The following is a 15,767-nucleotide window of genomic DNA, read 5'->3' on the forward strand; positions in this document are numbered from 1 at the left end:
GTAGTGGCATGAATCACACACCTTCCGCTGTTGCAGTGCCGCAACGGTTATCGCCGGGGGCCCCCGCCCCCACCACCGCTGACGGGCCTGCCTCGCGGTTCTCCAAGGGCTCGGCGGCGGCCGTCCTCGTCTGCTGGTTGTTGGTAGTCTTCGACGGCTACGACCTGATCGTCTACGGCACCGTCCAGTCCTCGCTAATCTCCGGGACCGGCTGGGGCCTGAGCAAGGCCACCGCCGGGACCATCGGTTCCATGGCTTTCGTCGGCATGATGATCGGGGCGATCTTCGCCGGCCGGATGGCCGACTCTTGGGGGCGCCGCCGCACCATCCTCGGCTGTGCCATCGTCTTCTCGATTTTCACCATCCTCTGCGCCTTCGCCCCGAACGCGGCCGCTTTCGGGGGACTGCGGCTCCTCGCGGGCATTGGACTCGGCGGTTTGGTGCCCTCGGCCAACGCCCTCGTTGCCGAACTGGTCCCCACCAAATGGCGGTCCACCGTCGCCACGCTGATGATGTCCGGCGTCCCGATCGGCGGGTCCATCGCCGCCCTGGTCGGCATCCAACTGATCCCCGCCTTCGGCTGGGAGTCCATGTTCCTCGTGGCCGTGCTGGCACTGATGGTCGTGGTGCCGCTCGGACTGAAATACCTTCCGGAGACGCTGGCTCCCGTGAGCGCAACAGGCAGCGCAACAGGCAAAGCAGCCCGCAGCGGGCGAAACCCCGGGGAGCCGATCGGCTTCAAGTCGCTACTCCGGGCCCCGTATCTGGGAATCAGCCTGCTGTTCGCCCTGGCGACGATCGCCACCCTGTTCGCCTGGTATGGGCTGGGCACCTGGCTGCCCAACCTCATGCAGTTGGCCGGCTACAACCTGGGGTCCGCACTGACCTTCGCCCTGGCCCTCAACCTGGGTGCGGTAGCTGGCTCGGTGATCACGGCCTGGGCCGGAACCCGCTTCGGTCCGATCCCGACGGCGATCGCCGCGGCAGCCGTCGCCGCAGCCGGGCTCCTAGTCCTGGTGACGGGACCGCCGGTCGCCGTCGTCTATCTCATGCTGGTCCTCGCCGGCGTCGGCACCCACGGCACGCAGTGCCTGATCATCGCGGCCGTCGCGAGCCACTATCCCGGGCACCTGCGCGGAACCGCGCTGGGCTGGGCGCTCGGGACGGGCCGCATCGGCGCCGTCGCCGCACCCCAGATCGGCGGCCTCCTGCTGGCCGCCGGGCTGGGCGTCAATTCCAATTTCCTCGCCTTCGCCGGTGCTGCCGCCGTCGCCGCGGTCCTGCTGGCCGCCGTCGGCCTCAAACTCAAGTCCAAATCCTCACCCCCATCCTCACCAACAGGAGCAAGCAATGTCTGACCACGCCCCATCCACCAGTTTCCTGTCCACCGACGGCTCGTCCACCGATGTCCTCGTCATCGGAGGGGGAATGGCCGGACTGGCCGGAGCCCTCGCGCTGCGGGAAAACGGCGCCAACGTCACCCTCGTGGAGCGCGCCCCCGAATTCGGCGAGGTCGGCGCCGGGCTGCAGATGGCACCCAATGCCTCCCGCGTCCTGAAGCGCTGGGGTCTGCTGGAAAAGGCCCTGGAGATCGGTGTCCAGCCCAAGCACCTGGTGTTCCGGGACGCCGTCACCGGCGAGGAGCTCACGCGCCAGAGCCTCGGCGGGGAATTCGAGGATCGCTACGGAGCCCCCTACGTCGTGATCCACCGCAGCGACCTGCACCGGGTGTTGCTCGAGGGCTGTGAGGCGGCGGGCGTGAAGCTCGTCAACGACGTCATGGTCGAGAGTGTGGAGACCGTGAACGGCCGGGGTGTAGCCCACACGGCCGCCGGCGTGGACTACGAGGCCGACGTCGTGATCGGTGCCGACGGGCTCAAGTCCACGCTGCGTCCGCTGGTCGCCAACGATCAACCCGTGCCCTCGGCCTACGTCGCCTACCGGGGCACCGTGCCGATCACCGAAAACACGCCCAAGGCTGACCTCGAGGACGTCATCGTCTACCTCGGACCGGATTGCCACCTGGTGCAGTACCCGCTGCGCAAGGGCAAGCTGCTGAACACCGTGGCCGTTTTCAAGTCCGCCTCGTTCGAACGCGGCGAGGAGCAGTACGGGGGAGTGGACGAGCTTGAGGCGGCGTACCAGGAGTGCGTCCCGGCCGTTCGGGACGCACTGAAGAACCTGGGCACCAGCATGCGCTGGCCCATGTACGATCGCGATCCGATCGACAACTGGGTGGCCGGCCGGATGGTGCTGATGGGCGACGCGGCGCACCCGATGCTGCAGTACCTGGCCCAGGGTGCCTGCCAGGCGCTCGAGGACGCCGCCGTGCTGCAGGACGCCAGCAGCGGCACCGTGTTCACCGCGGACGGCGTCAACCCGGAAGGCTGGGACGCCGCGATCAAGGAATTCAACAACGTCCGCGCCGGCCGCACGGCACGGGTCCAGCGCACTGCCCGCATCTGGGGCGAATCCTGGCACGTCTCCGGACTGGCCCGGACTCTGCGCAACCTGCTCTTCAAGAGCCGAAAGGACAACGACTTCCGGTACAACGACTGGCTTTACGGCCAGACCGGCGACGGCGTCCCGGCAGCTCGCGCGGCCCACTCCAGCCTGGCGCAACGGGTTTCCGCCTGACCCAGGACGGGTGCCTCACCGGCTAGCCCAACATGCGCCTGCTGACCGGCTCCCCGCGGCGCCGGTCAGCGGCGCATCAGGGGTCTCAGGCGCCTCAGAAAGAACGTCATTCCGCTGATGGCCGCACACCTATACCAGCGGCCACGGGTAACGCATGCCGGTTCGGTCAACCGGCAGCACGCCGTTGCGCAGCAGGCGCCGCACGCGGCGCTGCAGGGCGGTGACCTCCGCATCGTCGAGAAGCTCCACCACGTCTTGCGGCACGTCCCCGGCGAGCGGGGCAAGGTCCTCGAGAAGGTGCCCGGGGATGGGAACGCCGGCGAAGTCCCAGATCACCGTGCGCAGTTTGAAGCCTGCAGAGAAGCACAGTCCATGATCGATGCCCCACACCCTTCCGTCATGGCCGCGGAGCACGTGACCGCTCTTGCGGTCAGTGTTGTTGGCGACGCAGTCGAACAGGGCGATCTGCAACAGCTGGCGGTGGGTCTCGGGTGAGTCCGTATACAGGGTGAAGTAGTGCTCGCCGACGTCGCACTCGATAAACCACTGGAGTGAGCCGACCCCCAAGGGCGGGTCCTCTCGAATCACCGTCGGCGGCACGATTCCCCATCCGAGGTGCTCGCTGAGCAGGTACGCCGCGCGCTCCCGGCGCTGAAGCCCGGGTTCGAAGTCCAGCAGCGGCCGTTCGCCCGCCTCCGGTTTGTAGACCGCGTACGCCGAATCGTCCCCGCACGAGACGCGGACGAGGAACGCCGCGTTGCTGCCGCGCGGGATGCGCCCGCGCAGTTCGATCCGGCCCTCGACGAGCAGGGTCAGTTCCCGTCCGGACACTGTCCGTCCCCCGTCACGACTCCCTCAGTCCACTCAACGGTTCCAGAGTCGCGTTCACCATGAGCACGGCGGGCGCCTGACCCTCGACATAAGAGATGACCGAGACCGAGCCCGGGCTGATGAGGATCCGCTGGAAATGGTCCAGATGGGTGCCCAGGGCGTGGGCGACGGCGGCCTTGATCGGGTCGGCGTGGGAGAAGCAAACGACGACGCCCCCAGCGTGAGCGGCGCACAGTGCCTCGAGGGTTCCGACCATCCGAACCTGCATCTGTGGGAAGCTCTCCCCGTTCGGGAAGCGGAAGGCCGACGGGGTGTGCTGCACGGTCTGCCACTGCGGCAGGCTTGCCACTTCGGCGAGCGCGGCTCCCGTCCACTCGCCGAAGTCACACTCGATGAGGCCGGCGTTCTCATGCACCTTGAGCCCGGTGCGTGCTGCCGTGGGCTCTGCCGTCTCGCGGGTGCGCTCCAACGGAGAGGAATAGATGGCATCAACGGGAAGAACCGCGAGCCGTTCAGCGACCCGTTCAGCCTGGGCCCGGCCCCGGTCGGAAAGGTGCAGCCCCGGGGCCCGCCCCGGCAGCACCATCCCCGTAGTGGGAGTCTGCCCGTGGCGCACCAGAAGGAGGAGCGTGGCTTGGGGGGCCGGGGGTGGCGCCGGGGGTGCCGACGGCGTTGCTGCAGTCATCAGCATCCAGCGTATGTCGATACGAGTCCCTGTGCAGGAATATTGGGATATTCCCTCGATTCGCCGCACCCTCGAGGACTACCGTGGAGGGGTGAGTGATCGTCCCGATATCTTCACTGTTGGAGAATTGCGTTCAGCCGGCCATGTCTACAAGGACTTGCGCCACGAGGTCCGCGGCAACCTGCTCGCCGCCCTGACTGCCAGCCGTGATCCGTGGCCTGGGATGTTTGGTTTCGGCCGGACCGTCCTGCCCCAGCTCGAGCGCGCTTTGATCGCCGGCCACGACGTCGTCCTGCTCGGCGAGCGGGGACAGGGCAAGACGCGGCTTCTGCGCACCCTGGCAGGGCTGCTCGACGAGTGGTCGCCGGTCATCGAGGGATCGGAACTGAACGAGCACCCGTACGAACCGATCACCGAGCAGTCCCGAGCCCATGTGCTCACCGAAGGTGACCGGCTGCGTGTGTCGTGGCGCCATCGATCGGAACGGTATGTCGAGAAGCTCGCTACCCCGGACACGTCCGTTGCCGACCTCATTGGCGACGTCGACCCCATGCGGGTTGCCGAGGGCCGCCGGCTCGGCGACCCTGAGACCATCCACTACGGTCTCGTGCCGCGATCCAACCGCGGGATCATCGCCATCAACGAACTGCCCGACCTCGCCGAGCGGATCCAGGTCGCAATGCTCAACGTGATGGAGGAGCGCGATATCCAGATCCGCGGCTACGTGCTGCGGCTGCCGCTGGACGTGCTCGTCGTCGCGTCCGCCAACCCGGAGGACTACACCAACCGCGGCAGGATCATCACGCCCTTGAAGGACCGCTTCGGCGCCGAGATCCGGACGCACTATCCCATAGAGCTGGATGACGAGTTCGCCGTCATCCATCAGGAGGGGCGGCTGGTGGCCGACGTCCCGCCCGTCATCCTCGAGATCCTCGCCCGCTACACCCGCGGGCTGCGGCAATCCCCGGCCATCAACCAGACCTCCGGGGTTTCGGCGCGTTTCGCCATCGCGGGTGCCGAAACCGTCGCCGCGGCGGCCCTGCGCCGGGCCAGCATGCGCAGCGAGGACGAGGCAGTCGCGCGCATCGTCGACCTGGCGGCCGCCGTCGAGGTCCTCACGGGCAAGATTGAGTTCGAATCGGGGGAGGAAGGGCGCGAACAATCCGTCCTCGATCACCTCTTGCGTCTGGCTACTGCCGAAGCGGCGCGGGCGCACTTCCATGGCCTGGACCTCGGCCCACTCGTGGCGGCGCTTGACGGCCACAGGACCGTAACCACAGGAGAACACGTCACCGCGCGGGAGTTCCTCGAAAACCTCCCGTCTCTTGACGGATCCCGCCTTTACGACGAGATCAGCGGGCGCCTGGCCGCCAAGAACGACGGGCAGCGGGCCGCCGCCATCGAACTCGCATTGGAGGGCCTCTACCTCGCCCGGCGGATCTCCAAGGAATCCGACGACGAGGAAACGATCTACGGCTAAGAACGACGTCGGCTGCAAATAGCGATAGGGATAGGCGGCATGATGGTTGTCCACAACCACTCCTCCAGGTACGGCCAGTATCGGGGAGGACCCGATCCGCTCGCCCCGCCGGTGGACCTGGCGGAGGCGCTCGACGCGATCGCCGACGACGTCATGGCCGGCTACTCACCGCGGCACGCCCTGCAGGAGTACCTGCGGCGCGACGGCCGCAATCATGAAGGGCTCGACGCCCTCGCCGGCCGCGTTCAACAACGCCGGGGTGAACTGCTGAACCGCCACAAGCTGGACGGAACCCTCAGCGAGGTCCAGAAGCTGCTCGACACCGCCGTGCTGGAGGAGCGCAAACAGCTCGCCCGCGACGTCACGATGGACAACACTGACCGGGCATTCCGGGAGATGCGACTACAGAACCTGCCCTCGTCCACTGCGGCGGCGGTCAACGAACTCGCCTCCTACGACTGGCAGTCGACCAGCGCACGGGAGGCCTACGAGCGGATCAAGGACCTGCTGGGCCGTGAGGTCCTCGACCAAAGGTTCGCCGGCATGAAACAGGCGCTCGAGGACGCCACCGACGAGGACCGCGCGGCAGTGAGCGAGATGCTGCGTGATCTCAACGAGCTGCTCGGAAAACACCGGCGCGGCGAGGACACCGACGCGGACTTCCAGGAGTTCATGTCGCGGCACGGCCACTTCTTTCCAGAGAATCCACAATCCGTCGAGGAGCTGGTCGACGCCCTCGCCAAGCGCGCGGCCGCGGCCCAGCGGCTCCTGCAATCCATGTCGCAGGAGCAGCGCGATGAGCTGATGCGCCTGTCCGCCCAGGCGTTCGGTTCGCCCGAGCTCGTGGCTCAGCTCGATCAACTCGACTCCAGCCTGCGGGCCTTGCGCCCCGGCGAGGACTGGACGGGCTCCGAACGCTTCGAAGGCCAGGAAGGACTCGGGCTAGGCGACGGCACCGGCGTGCTCCAGGACCTCGCCGAACTTGACGAACTGGCTGAACAGCTCTCCCAGTCCTATAGCGGGTCCCGCCTCGACGACCTGGATCTGGATGCCCTCGCCCGCCAACTCGGGCAGAGTGCCGCAGTGACGGCACGCACCCTCGGGGAGATCGAGCGGGCCATGCAGGACGGCGGCTACCTGCGGCGCGATGCGGACAACAACCTCAAGTTGTCCCCGCAGGCCATGCGGCGGCTCGGCAGGTCGCTGTTGCGGGACACCGCCAAGCAGCTATCCGGCCGGCAAGGGGGCCGCGACACCCGCGTCGCTGGGGCTGCCGGCGAGCAGACCGGCTCGAGCCGTCAGTGGGAGTTCGGCGACGCCGAGCCGTGGGACGTCACCCGCACCATGACAAACGCGATCCGCCGGACGATGGCCGACGGCGGTGATCCGAGCCGCGGAGTCCGCCTCGGTGTGGGCGACATCGAGGTGACGGAGACCGAGGCGCGCACCCAGGCCGCCGTCGCGCTCCTCGTCGATGTGTCGTTCTCGATGGCCGCCGAAGGCCGGTGGGTGCCAATGAAACGCACCGCCCTCGCTCTGCACCACCTCGTCTCAACCCGGTTCCGCGGGGATCGGCTGCAGCTGATCACGTTCGGCCGCTACGCCCAGGCCATGGACATCGGTGAGCTCACGGCCCTGCCGGCCCTGCGGGAACAGGGAACGAACCTGCACCATGGCTTGCTGCTGGCGGGTCGATTCTTCCGCCAGCACCCGTCGATGCAGCCCGTCCTCCTCGTGGTGACCGACGGCGAGCCCACCGCGCACTTGCTGGCCGACGGCGAGACGTGGTTCGCCTGGCCGCCCGACACGGAAACCATCCGTGTCACGGTCGCCGAGCTCGACCGCCTCGGACGTGTCGGCGCACAAGCCACGTTTTTCCGGCTCGGCGATGACCCAGGGCTCGAACGGTTCGTCCAGCGCATGGTCCGCCGAATCGACGGCCGAGTGGTCGCGCCCGAGGCTGGGGACCTGGGCGCTGCCGTTGTGGGGGAGTACCTCCGTGCCCACTTCCGCGGCCGCCCCTACGACGACGCCGACTGGGCTTTTTAGGCGGCAACGCAGGGAACGGACGCAGAGAGCTCAAATCTCGACGATCAAGCGCCCCGCTTCGAGACCGCCAACCGTGACTGAAATGTCAAGGCCAATAGCAAGACTGTCACGCCATGTCCCTAGTCACGGGACAAAAGCCGGCCGTAAAGTGAGCGCCATCACTCACTTCAAAGTCTGGGCCTCCGTGCTGATTGGCCGAAAGCCCGCCGCCCCCAGACAGTCGCGACTTTCGCGGTGAGTGGCTCGAAGGGAGCGGTTTGACTCCTCTGCAGGCGGCGAGCAGCGGCCGCCGGGACTTTGGGCTGCGCCGATTCAGAATCGGCGGAGGTTCAGGCCCGCAATAGGGCGAGACGATGGGAAAGGACACCGGTGAAGTACAGCAGAAATGATGAGTTTCCGACGCCGCTAAGCGCAGCCCGGGCCAGGGAGGTCCTGGCCGACCACTTCAGAGAGCTGCGGTTCAGAGTCAAGGATCTCCCGAATGGACTGGAGGTCAGGGCGGGATCGGACTTCGTATTCCGGTTTCTGGGCTTCCTGGCACCCAGGAGCATCCCCGTTGGCCTAACGGTTCAGCTCGAAAGGCGCCGCGGCGGCACGACCGTGAAGGCTAAGGCTTCCGACAGGCTCGGGCGGTACCTGAGTGACCGGAAGTTTTCCGGCACGGAAGTGGCTTTGGAGGGCAAGCTTGCTGCTCTGCTCGATGAATCGCGGACAGCCCTCGGAGTGGACGAACGCCGGTCCGCATAGGGTGCCGGGTTCCGGGGGAGTAGCGGCACGAGTCTGAGCCCACAGCCTCCTATTTGCCCTCCTGCCGGCGAACCATCTCGGTGATCCAGGTGGGCGCGAACGGAGACGTGCAGTTCGGGGGAGTCGGGTAGTCCTTGAGTACCTCCAGGCGCTCACCCATGTCCATTGCGCGGGTGCGGTGCTCGGCGTGTTCGATCCCGATCTGGGCCAGGCAGTGGTTCATCGCCCACTGCAGGCGATCCGGGGCGTCTTTCATCTCCGCCTCGATGACATCGAGGAGTCCGGTGAGCTCGAGGCCCTCGGGATTCTTCGCCACGCGTTCGGTGGTCAGGGCCCAGCCGGCACTCGCGACCACGGGATCCGGGTCCGCGAACCAGGCCATGCGCAGTTCTTCGCAGTGTGGGTTCTTCTTCACCACATAGTTCACGAGCCAGTCGTGCACCTTGGGGGTGCGCGCCTTGCGCAACATGACGTCCAACTCGTCGCGCTCGAACGCCTTCGGGCGACAGATCAGGATCGACAGCAGTCTCGCCGCGGTGTCATCCGTCGCCCAAAGCTGGCGAGAGAGTTCCTGCTGCGTCTTCAGCCGCTTCGCAACCGCGCGCAGTTTGCCGAGGTTCACACCGTGATCGTCACCGTGCTTCTCATTCACTTCGCGTGCCCTCGGGTCCTCGAGCCCGGCCAGCTCGGCCATCACCTCGGCCACCATCGTCTCGGCCATCTCTGCCTCCTGTCCATCACTTGTGTGGTTCAGCCTACTGGGGAAGCGCGCCAACCCGGCGATCAGCAGGCGCACATTCATGAAGCGGCAGAGAACCAAAGAGGCCCGGCCACCATGATGGTCGGCGGGCCTCTTAATCGTGGGCGTTAGCGCTGTCCGGGATCTCCTGGCGGCGGGTACGTAGGGTACGGCTGCTGCGTCGGCTGCGTTTGTGGCGGGTACTGACCCGGCTGAGGATACTGTCCCTGCTGTGGGTACTGCCACTGCTGCGGCTGCGGCTGCTGGTGGGGCTGGCCCTGGGTGTACGGGGACGGAGCCGGACCCTGAGGTTGCTGTACCGGGGGATACGGCGACTGCATGGGCATCCGGGCGTAGGCAGCAGTCGCGTTCTCAGCCCGTGCCCTTGCCCGGGCTTCGACGGCCCGGGCGGAGAAGAACCGCTGGTGTCCGAGATATACGACGACAAAGAGGCCGACGGCGACGGAGAAGAAGGCAACTGCAGTCACCCCGGACGTCAGGCCTCGAATAAGGCCGTAAGTGAGCGTCAGCAGGCCGCCGATGAGGAACCCGCCGGCGAACAGTGGCTTCCTCGATTCGGTCCAGATACTGGCGCCCAGAATCACGAGGGCCGAGACCAGCGCCGCAATGGTGACGTTGCGGTTGTAGTCGTGCATCGCGGACTGGTGAGCCTCGATGGCTGCCTGCCTGGCCGCGGCGTCGAGATTTACCAGCGATGACAGTTCAGGGGCTGGATAGAAGGTGGCGATGCCGAGGCCAACAAAGAGCACGATGATGATGCCCAGGCCAATCGAGTAAAGGACACGCAGGGATTTTTCGGTCATACCCATATCATGCGTAGGCAGTCCGGCGGAGACGAGCAGGCGCGCCTCTGGTGACGCACACAATCGTCCGGATGCACTGACGTGAATTTGGCGAAATCTGCAGTGTCGGACCAGTCCAGCCAGAAACTTGCGGCCATGCGCGCCCGGACCGCGGCTCCTAAAAAGCTCACGCGAGCACCCAGCCAGCATCGTTGTTGTCTGCGGATTGCCGGGGTTGGAGCTTACAGAAAATCAGCCCCTCTCGGCTGATTATACAAACGCCGATAATCAACATTATGTAAAGTTGAACATCTTAGGCAACAACCTCCCCCGGACCCTCGGACGAAGTTCTATTCACCGCGGAAGGGCGAGGTATCCAAACACGGCGCCTGCTATGCCGGCACTCCCGACCGCCGCCGCCCAAATTTTTTGCCCCAGCGTCCATCTAGATCCATCTAAGGGGCTGGCAGCTCTGCTCGAATCTAAGGTGTTGATCGAGTTCCCCCCGGACGTAAGGAAAGATACGTTCCTCGGCGACGGTGGTGAGCGAGTCCACCAAGACCGCGTTGTTTTCGCCGTAGATCAGCGTCGACGTCATCGAGTCCCAGGCCATCGGCGGCCCGAACGGCCGGGGCCTCTCCCCCACCAGAGGCTTCTCCGGTGCGTCGAAAACGTTGAAGCTCAGCGCGAAAGCCTTGGCGATCAATTCCCCTCTGTGACCAGCGCCGAACGACCGGAACTAGGTACAAATACCCCAATGAATGCGTGGTGGCGCATCTTCAGGAGGAGATCGGCATGGCCGTTCAGAACATGACAGGGCGGCGTTCTGTGCGGCCTTCCCCGTGTGACCCTCCGCGAGTAGCATTCAGTAATCCTCGTATGGGCTGATGCCGCCACGAGGCTTGCCGCGTCATCCGATGACGTTCGTCAGCATCCCGGCTGGTTCATGGAAGTCTGGGGTTGCTGTGGTCGACGGCGCATGAGAGCTGGTCAAACGCCTCGACCTCTTTCACATCATCCGATACCGCAGGGGAAGCATCCGATGATCAAACGAGCCGTCGACCCGGCCGGCATCGCTGCTGGTGACGGTCAATCTCACGACCAGTACGGCAAGTGACGGAATGTGCGAGCCGGTTGCGGCAACAGCTCGTCGAATACAGGCATTGGCGTCCGTGAACGGCTCCCCCGCTGCAAGGCGACGGAGCAAGTTCGGCGCGTGTGAATGCAACCGCGCCTGGAAGAAGAGAAGAGGAGACCATGACCGCCACGACAGGTAGTCCGACCGATCAGAGCTCGATCCGACCCTTCCGCAGTGACTTCCCCCAGGAGGCACTGGAGGACATGCGTCGCCGAATTGCCGCGACGCGCTGGCCGGAGCGCGAGACGGTGACCGACGACTCGCAGGGCGTGCCACTCGCGACGATGCAAGCGCTCGCCCGCCACTGGGCCACCGATTACGACTGGCGCGCCTGCGAGACGACCCTCAACGCGCTCCCGAACTTCACCACCGAGATCGACGGGTTGGACATTCACTTCATCCACGTCCGCTCTCAGCATGATGATGCGCTGCCCCTCATCGTCACGCATGGGTGGCCGGGCTCGATCATCGAACAGCTGAAGATCATCGAGCCCCTCACGAACCCGACAGCATATGGTGCGAGTGCGGACGACGCGTTCGATCTAGTGATCCCGTCATTGCCCGGCCACGGGTTTTCCGCCAAACCGACCCACACCGGGTGGGATCCGTCCCGCATCGCCCGCGCCTGGGTCGTGCTGATGAAACGGCTCGGTTACGACCGGTTCGTGGCGCAGGGCGGCGACTGGGGGGCAGCAGTCACGCAGCAGATGGGCCAGCAAGCCGCCCCGGAACTGCTCGGAATCCACTCGAACATGCCGGGCACCGCCCCAGCAGAGCTCGACGGCTACTTGCGCGGCGAGCCGGCGCCCTCCGGCCTTTCGGACGAGGAGCAACGCGCCTACGACCAGTTGAGCGCGTTCTACGCCAAGCATGTCGCGTACGCCCTCATCATGGGCACGCGCCCGCAGACGATGTACGGGTTCGCGGACTCTCCGATCGACCTTGCGGCGTTCGCGATCGACCACGGCGACGGAACCGGCCAGCCTGGATTGATTGCGGAGATCCTGGACGGGCGGTTGGCCGGAGACCTGACGCGGGACGACATCCTCGACAACATCACGCTCTACTGGCTGACGAACACCGGCGTCTCGGCCGCCCGGCTGTACTGGGAGAACACGGCGTCGTTCTTCGACGCGAAGCCCATTGCGATCCCATTCGCCATCAGCGTGTTCCCCGACGAGCTCTACCAAGCCCCAAGGAGCTGGGCCGAGCGCGCCTACCCGGACAACCTCATCTACTACAATCGCGTCGACCGAGGCGGCCACTTCGCCGCATGGGAACAACCGCAATTGTTCTCATCCGAGCTTCGCGCAGCGTTCAGATCCCTGCGTTGAGGGCCCAAAGTGTTTCGGCACCACAACGATCTGCCAGTCGAAGGGGTGCTGCCCCCGTTCGACGGAGCCACCACCTGGCTCAACTCACCGCCCCTGTCGCCGGCGGACGTCCGCGGCCAGGTCGTTCTCATTAGCTTCGGCACCTACACCTGCATCAACTGGATTCGCTCGCTGCCTTGGATACGTGCATGGGCCGACGCCTACGCCGACCGCGGGCTGACGGTCATCGGCGTGCAGACGCCTGAGTTCGACTTCGAGGGCGACCTCGCCAACGTGGCCCGCGCCATTAATGAGATGGACGTCCGCTACCCGGTCGCGGTCGACAACGGCTACGCCCTCTGGCAGGCGTTCGACAACCACTACTGGCCGGCCCTGTACTTCGCCGACGCCAAGGGACAGATCCGGCATCACCACTTTGGAGAAGGAGAATACGAGCAATCCGAGATGGTCCTCCAGATGCTCCTGCGCGAGGCCGGCACCGAAATCGAACCGGGCCTGATGACCATTAACCCCCAGGGCGTCGAGGCGGCGGCCGACTGGTCCAGCCTGGGGTCGCCGGAAACGTATCTCGGCTACGGACGAGCAGTCGGACTCGCGTCGCCAGAACCGGTCGTCCCCGACGATCGTCAGCACTACTCCGCACCGGCGGTCTTGCGGCGCAATCACTGGTCCCTGTCAGGCGACTGGCGGATCGGCTCCGTAGCTGTCCGGCTCAACCAGCCCAATGGTTCGATCTCCTATAGGTTCTTCGCCCGCGACCTCAACCTCGTGATGGGCCCGCCGGCGGCGGGCAAACCGGTGCGCTTCACCGTCCTCCTCGACGGCGAGCCGCCGGGGGCCGCCCACGGGGTCGACATCGACGGCCACGGCAACGGTACCGCCGAGTATCAGCGGATGTACCAACTGATACGTCAGCCCGGGCCGATCCGTGACCGGAAATTCACGATCACCTTCCCCGACCCCGGGGTCGAAGCCTTCGTATTCACATTCGGATAGCCCAGGAGGAAAGATAATGTCCCAACCAGCAGCCACTTCGCCGCTCACAGTTGTGCTCGTCCACGGCGCCTTCGCCGACAGTTCCAGCTGGAACGGGGTGATCGAGCTCCTTCAAGCCGACGGAATCAAGGTGTCCGCCGTCGCAGTCCCGCTGCGCGGCATCTCTTTCGACAGCGCCTACGTCGCAAGCGTGTTCGCCCAGATCCCCGGGCCCGTCCTCGCAGTCGCCCACTCATACGGCGGCGCAGTCATCAGCAACGCCGCGACGCAGAGCCAGAACGTCGTTGGCCTCGTCTTCGTGGCCGCCTTCGCCCCCGACGAAGGCGAGAAGTTGAGCGACATCACCGCCGCCTCCAAGGACAGCGTCCTCGGCGCGGCGTTAGTGCCACGCCAGTACCCGACCGGCAGCGGAACCGGAACGGAGTTCTTCATCGACCCGGCGATGGCCCGTCACGCATTCGCAGGAGACCTGACCGACGTCCAGGCCTCGTTGATCGGCACCGTCCAACGACCGGTCACCGACATCGCGTTCGGGGAACCGTCCGGTGTACCGGCGTGGAAGACCCTGCCCTCATGGGCGGTAGTGGCCACCGCCGATCGTGCCGCCGGGACAGACGTCACCAGAGCCCACGCCGAGCGGGCCGGCGCCGCCATCACCGAACTCGACGGCTCACACGTCATCATGATGTCCCAGCCCCAAGCCGTGACCGACGTGATCCGATCGGCAATCGCAGAGGTCAGCTAAATGGACGCGCTCACATTCGGGCCAGTCGACCAGATCGACGCCGGCGTGCTGAACGTCGGATACGTGGACATCGGACCCGCCGTCGGTCAACCCGTCGTTCTGCTGCACGGATGGCCCTACGACATCCATAGCTACGCCGACGTCGCACCGGCACTCGGCGCTGCCGGCTATCGCGTGATCGTGCCGCACCTCCGCGGCTTCGGCACAACCCGCTTCCTCTCCGACACCGCGACGCGCAACGGCCAGCAGTCCGCCCTGGCCGTCGACGCGATCGACCTCATGGACGCACTCAGCATCGAGTCGGCAATCATCGCAGGATTCGACTGGGGTGCACGGTCCGCGAACGTCGTCGCCGCGCTCTGGCCCCGCCGATGCACGGCCCTGGTGTCCGTCAGTGGCTACCTGATCGGCAACCCCGCAGCGAACGCGCAACCGTTGCCACCATCGGCAGAGCTTTCGTGGTGGTACCAGTTCTACTTCGCGACCGAACGGGGCAGAGCAGGCTACGACAAATACCGCGACGACTTCGCGAAACTGATCTGGCACACCGCCTCACCCAGATGGAACTTCGACGATGCCACGTTCGACCGCAGCGCGGCATCCTTCGCCAACGCCGACCACGTCGACATCGTGATCCACAACTACCGGTGGCGACTCGGGCTGGCACCAGGCGAACCCCGTTACGACGGGTTGGAACAACAACTCGCGACCAGTCCACCCATCAGGGTGCCGACGATCACCCTCGAAGGTGATGCCAATGGCGCACCCCATCCAGACCCGAGCGCCTACACGACCAAGTTCACGGGGCAGTACACGCACCGAACCCTCTCAGGAGGGGTCGGGCATAACCTGCCGCAAGAAGCGCCCGAAGCCTTCATCGAGGCCATTATCGAAGCCGACAACTTCTCGTCGTAACAACGAAGTCAAAGCCGTGGCCTTAGTCGCTAATAGGGGGCCATCGGGTGTGATGAACTCGAGCCGAGCGGCCATGTCCCAGGGAACCGCGGGGACGCCGTCACCACCAAGGGCTCTGACGGGCCTGACCTGAACGCCCGGCGGCCCGGTCCGGTCCGGTGTCAGTGCAACTGGTCCTCCCAGTCGGCAGGCACCCGTGAGGCCGGGCCCGGGACTGTCTGGTCCGCCGGATGATGTGGCGGTGGCGCCAGTTCCGGACCGACGAAATAGGTTGAGTTGCGGTAGTCCCAGAACCAGTCCTCACCCGGTTCGAAGCTGCGGATGATCGGGTGCCCCGTTGAGCGGGCGTGGGCGGTGGCGTGTTGGGCCGGCGAATTATCGCAGCAGCCGATGTGGCCGCACTGCGCACACCGCCGCAGGTGCAGCCACCAGCCGCCGCCGGCGTCGCATTCAACGCAGCCGGTCCCGCTGGGCGGGACCGAAACATCGATGCCGGGGGTATCGCCCATGGCCGCCTCCTCATCCGGGTATGCCTGGATCAGGCCCAACTCTACGCTGGCCGGCACGCCCACGGGAGAGGTAGATCCTATGGGTCACGGGCCGGCGCGGATGCCGCAATCTGTCGGGATTCGTCTCGAGCGCAGCCCGGTTCCAGCGGGCGTTGGCGA

15 protein-coding genes are annotated in these 15,767 nt (G+C 66.0%); 9 read left to right on the forward strand and 6 right to left on the reverse strand.

What is annotated here, in order from left to right; all coding sequences use genetic code 11:
• Nucleotides 1-8 precede the first annotated feature (8 nt).
• A complete protein-coding gene (locus ACFRJ8_RS11960; RefSeq protein WP_377986374.1) occupies nt 9-1,358 on the forward strand; it encodes an MFS transporter in 1,350 nt (449 codons plus the stop codon).
• Entirely contained in the window at nt 1,351-2,637 is a 1,287-nt protein-coding gene (locus tag ACFRJ8_RS11965) for an FAD-dependent oxidoreductase (protein WP_377986375.1), read from the forward strand. The genes ACFRJ8_RS11960 and ACFRJ8_RS11965 overlap by 8 nt, the downstream gene beginning before the upstream one ends.
• A gap of 129 nt (nt 2,638-2,766) precedes the next feature.
• Here ACFRJ8_RS11965 and ACFRJ8_RS11970 read toward each other — a convergent pair whose 3' ends face one another.
• Together ACFRJ8_RS11970 and ACFRJ8_RS11975 are read right to left on the reverse strand one after the other, a co-directional pair.
• The gene (locus ACFRJ8_RS11970; RefSeq protein WP_377986376.1) at nt 2,767-3,468 is read right to left on the reverse strand and encodes an SCO1664 family protein; all 702 of its coding nucleotides are present in this window, start codon (nt 3,466-3,468) and stop codon (nt 2,767-2,769) included.
• Nucleotides 3,469-3,481: 13 nt separating this feature from the next.
• Nucleotides 3,482-4,159 (reverse strand): MSMEG_4193 family putative phosphomutase, encoded by a 678-nt coding sequence (locus ACFRJ8_RS11975; protein WP_377986377.1) that lies wholly within the window; start codon nt 4,157-4,159, stop codon nt 3,482-3,484.
• Nucleotides 4,160-4,244: 85 nt separating this feature from the next.
• Here ACFRJ8_RS11975 and ACFRJ8_RS11980 point away from each other — a divergent pair, with 85 nt between their 5' ends.
• The 3 genes from ACFRJ8_RS11980 (at nt 4,245) to ACFRJ8_RS11990 (ending at nt 8,429) form a co-directional block, all read left to right on the forward strand.
• Nucleotides 4,245-5,633, forward strand: coding sequence for a sigma 54-interacting transcriptional regulator (locus ACFRJ8_RS11980; protein ID WP_377986378.1), 1,389 nt, complete (start codon nt 4,245-4,247; stop codon nt 5,631-5,633).
• 42 nt (nt 5,634-5,675) lie between these two features.
• Nucleotides 5,676-7,682: a VWA domain-containing protein gene (locus ACFRJ8_RS11985; protein ID WP_377986552.1), complete on the forward strand. Its 2,007-nt coding sequence runs from the start codon at nt 5,676-5,678 to the stop codon at nt 7,680-7,682.
• A gap of 369 nt (nt 7,683-8,051) precedes the next feature.
• A complete protein-coding gene (locus ACFRJ8_RS11990; RefSeq protein WP_377986379.1) occupies nt 8,052-8,429 on the forward strand; it encodes a hypothetical protein in 378 nt (125 codons plus the stop codon).
• 49 nt (nt 8,430-8,478) lie between these two features.
• On the opposite strand, the gene ACFRJ8_RS11995 is transcribed toward ACFRJ8_RS11990, so the two are convergent.
• The 3 genes from ACFRJ8_RS11995 to ACFRJ8_RS12005 all read right to left on the reverse strand — a co-directional run bounded on the left by ACFRJ8_RS11995 (nt 8,479) and on the right by ACFRJ8_RS12005 (nt 10,677).
• Entirely contained in the window at nt 8,479-9,150 is a 672-nt protein-coding gene (locus ACFRJ8_RS11995; RefSeq protein WP_377986380.1) for a DNA alkylation repair protein, read from the reverse strand.
• A 146-nt stretch (nt 9,151-9,296) separates the two neighbouring features.
• The gene (locus tag ACFRJ8_RS12000; protein WP_377986381.1) at nt 9,297-9,992 is read right to left on the reverse strand and encodes a hypothetical protein; all 696 of its coding nucleotides are present in this window, start codon (nt 9,990-9,992) and stop codon (nt 9,297-9,299) included.
• 424 nt (nt 9,993-10,416) lie between these two features.
• Complete coding sequence (locus ACFRJ8_RS12005; RefSeq protein ID WP_377986382.1) at nt 10,417-10,677, reverse strand: hypothetical protein; 261 nt, start codon at nt 10,675-10,677, stop codon at nt 10,417-10,419.
• A 551-nt stretch (nt 10,678-11,228) separates the two neighbouring features.
• Here ACFRJ8_RS12005 and ACFRJ8_RS12010 point away from each other — a divergent pair.
• The 4 genes from ACFRJ8_RS12010 to ACFRJ8_RS12025 are packed head-to-tail and all read left to right on the forward strand — an operon-like array spanning nt 11,229 to nt 15,099.
• The gene (locus tag ACFRJ8_RS12010) at nt 11,229-12,443 is read left to right on the forward strand and encodes an epoxide hydrolase family protein (protein WP_377986383.1); all 1,215 of its coding nucleotides are present in this window, start codon (nt 11,229-11,231) and stop codon (nt 12,441-12,443) included.
• A gap of 9 nt (nt 12,444-12,452) precedes the next feature.
• Nucleotides 12,453-13,439, forward strand: a complete 987-nt coding sequence (locus ACFRJ8_RS12015) for a redoxin domain-containing protein (RefSeq protein ID WP_377986384.1) — start codon at nt 12,453-12,455, stop codon at nt 13,437-13,439.
• A gap of 16 nt (nt 13,440-13,455) precedes the next feature.
• Nucleotides 13,456-14,184 (forward strand): alpha/beta fold hydrolase, encoded by a 729-nt coding sequence (locus tag ACFRJ8_RS12020; RefSeq protein ID WP_377986385.1) that lies wholly within the window; start codon nt 13,456-13,458, stop codon nt 14,182-14,184.
• Complete coding sequence (locus ACFRJ8_RS12025) at nt 14,185-15,099, forward strand: alpha/beta fold hydrolase (RefSeq protein WP_377986386.1); 915 nt, start codon at nt 14,185-14,187, stop codon at nt 15,097-15,099.
• 161 nt (nt 15,100-15,260) lie between these two features.
• Here the strand turns inward: ACFRJ8_RS12025 and ACFRJ8_RS12030 are convergent, their stop codons facing one another.
• On the reverse strand, nt 15,261-15,608 hold the full coding sequence (locus ACFRJ8_RS12030) for a UBP-type zinc finger domain-containing protein (RefSeq protein ID WP_377986387.1): 348 nt from the start codon (nt 15,606-15,608) through the stop codon (nt 15,261-15,263).
• Between the last annotated feature and the right edge of the window lie 159 nt (nt 15,609-15,767).

The sequence above is a fragment of the Arthrobacter sp. NPDC056886 genome (assembly GCF_042788715.1).
Classification (GTDB): Bacteria; Actinomycetota; Actinomycetes; order Actinomycetales; family Micrococcaceae; genus Arthrobacter.

Coding starts and splice junctions, on each gene's coding strand:
- ACFRJ8_RS11960 (WP_377986374.1), top strand. CDS start 9: ATGAATCACACACCTTCCGCTGTTGCAGTGCCGCAACGGTTATCGCCG.
- ACFRJ8_RS11965 (WP_377986375.1), top strand. CDS start 1,351: ATGTCTGACCACGCCCCATCCACCAGTTTCCTGTCCACCGACGGCTCG.
- ACFRJ8_RS11975 (WP_377986377.1), bottom strand. CDS start 4,159: ATGCTGATGACTGCAGCAACGCCGTCGGCACCCCCGGCGCCACCCCCG.
- ACFRJ8_RS11985 (WP_377986552.1), top strand. CDS start 5,676: ATGGTTGTCCACAACCACTCCTCCAGGTACGGCCAGTATCGGGGAGGA.
- ACFRJ8_RS11995 (WP_377986380.1), bottom strand. CDS start 9,150: ATGGCCGAGACGATGGTGGCCGAGGTGATGGCCGAGCTGGCCGGGCTC.
- ACFRJ8_RS12000 (WP_377986381.1), bottom strand. CDS start 9,992: ATGACCGAAAAATCCCTGCGTGTCCTTTACTCGATTGGCCTGGGCATC.
- ACFRJ8_RS12010 (WP_377986383.1), top strand. CDS start 11,229: ATGACCGCCACGACAGGTAGTCCGACCGATCAGAGCTCGATCCGACCC.
- ACFRJ8_RS12020 (WP_377986385.1), top strand. CDS start 13,456: ATGTCCCAACCAGCAGCCACTTCGCCGCTCACAGTTGTGCTCGTCCAC.
- ACFRJ8_RS12025 (WP_377986386.1), top strand. CDS start 14,185: ATGGACGCGCTCACATTCGGGCCAGTCGACCAGATCGACGCCGGCGTG.
- ACFRJ8_RS12030 (WP_377986387.1), bottom strand. CDS start 15,608: ATGGGCGATACCCCCGGCATCGATGTTTCGGTCCCGCCCAGCGGGACC.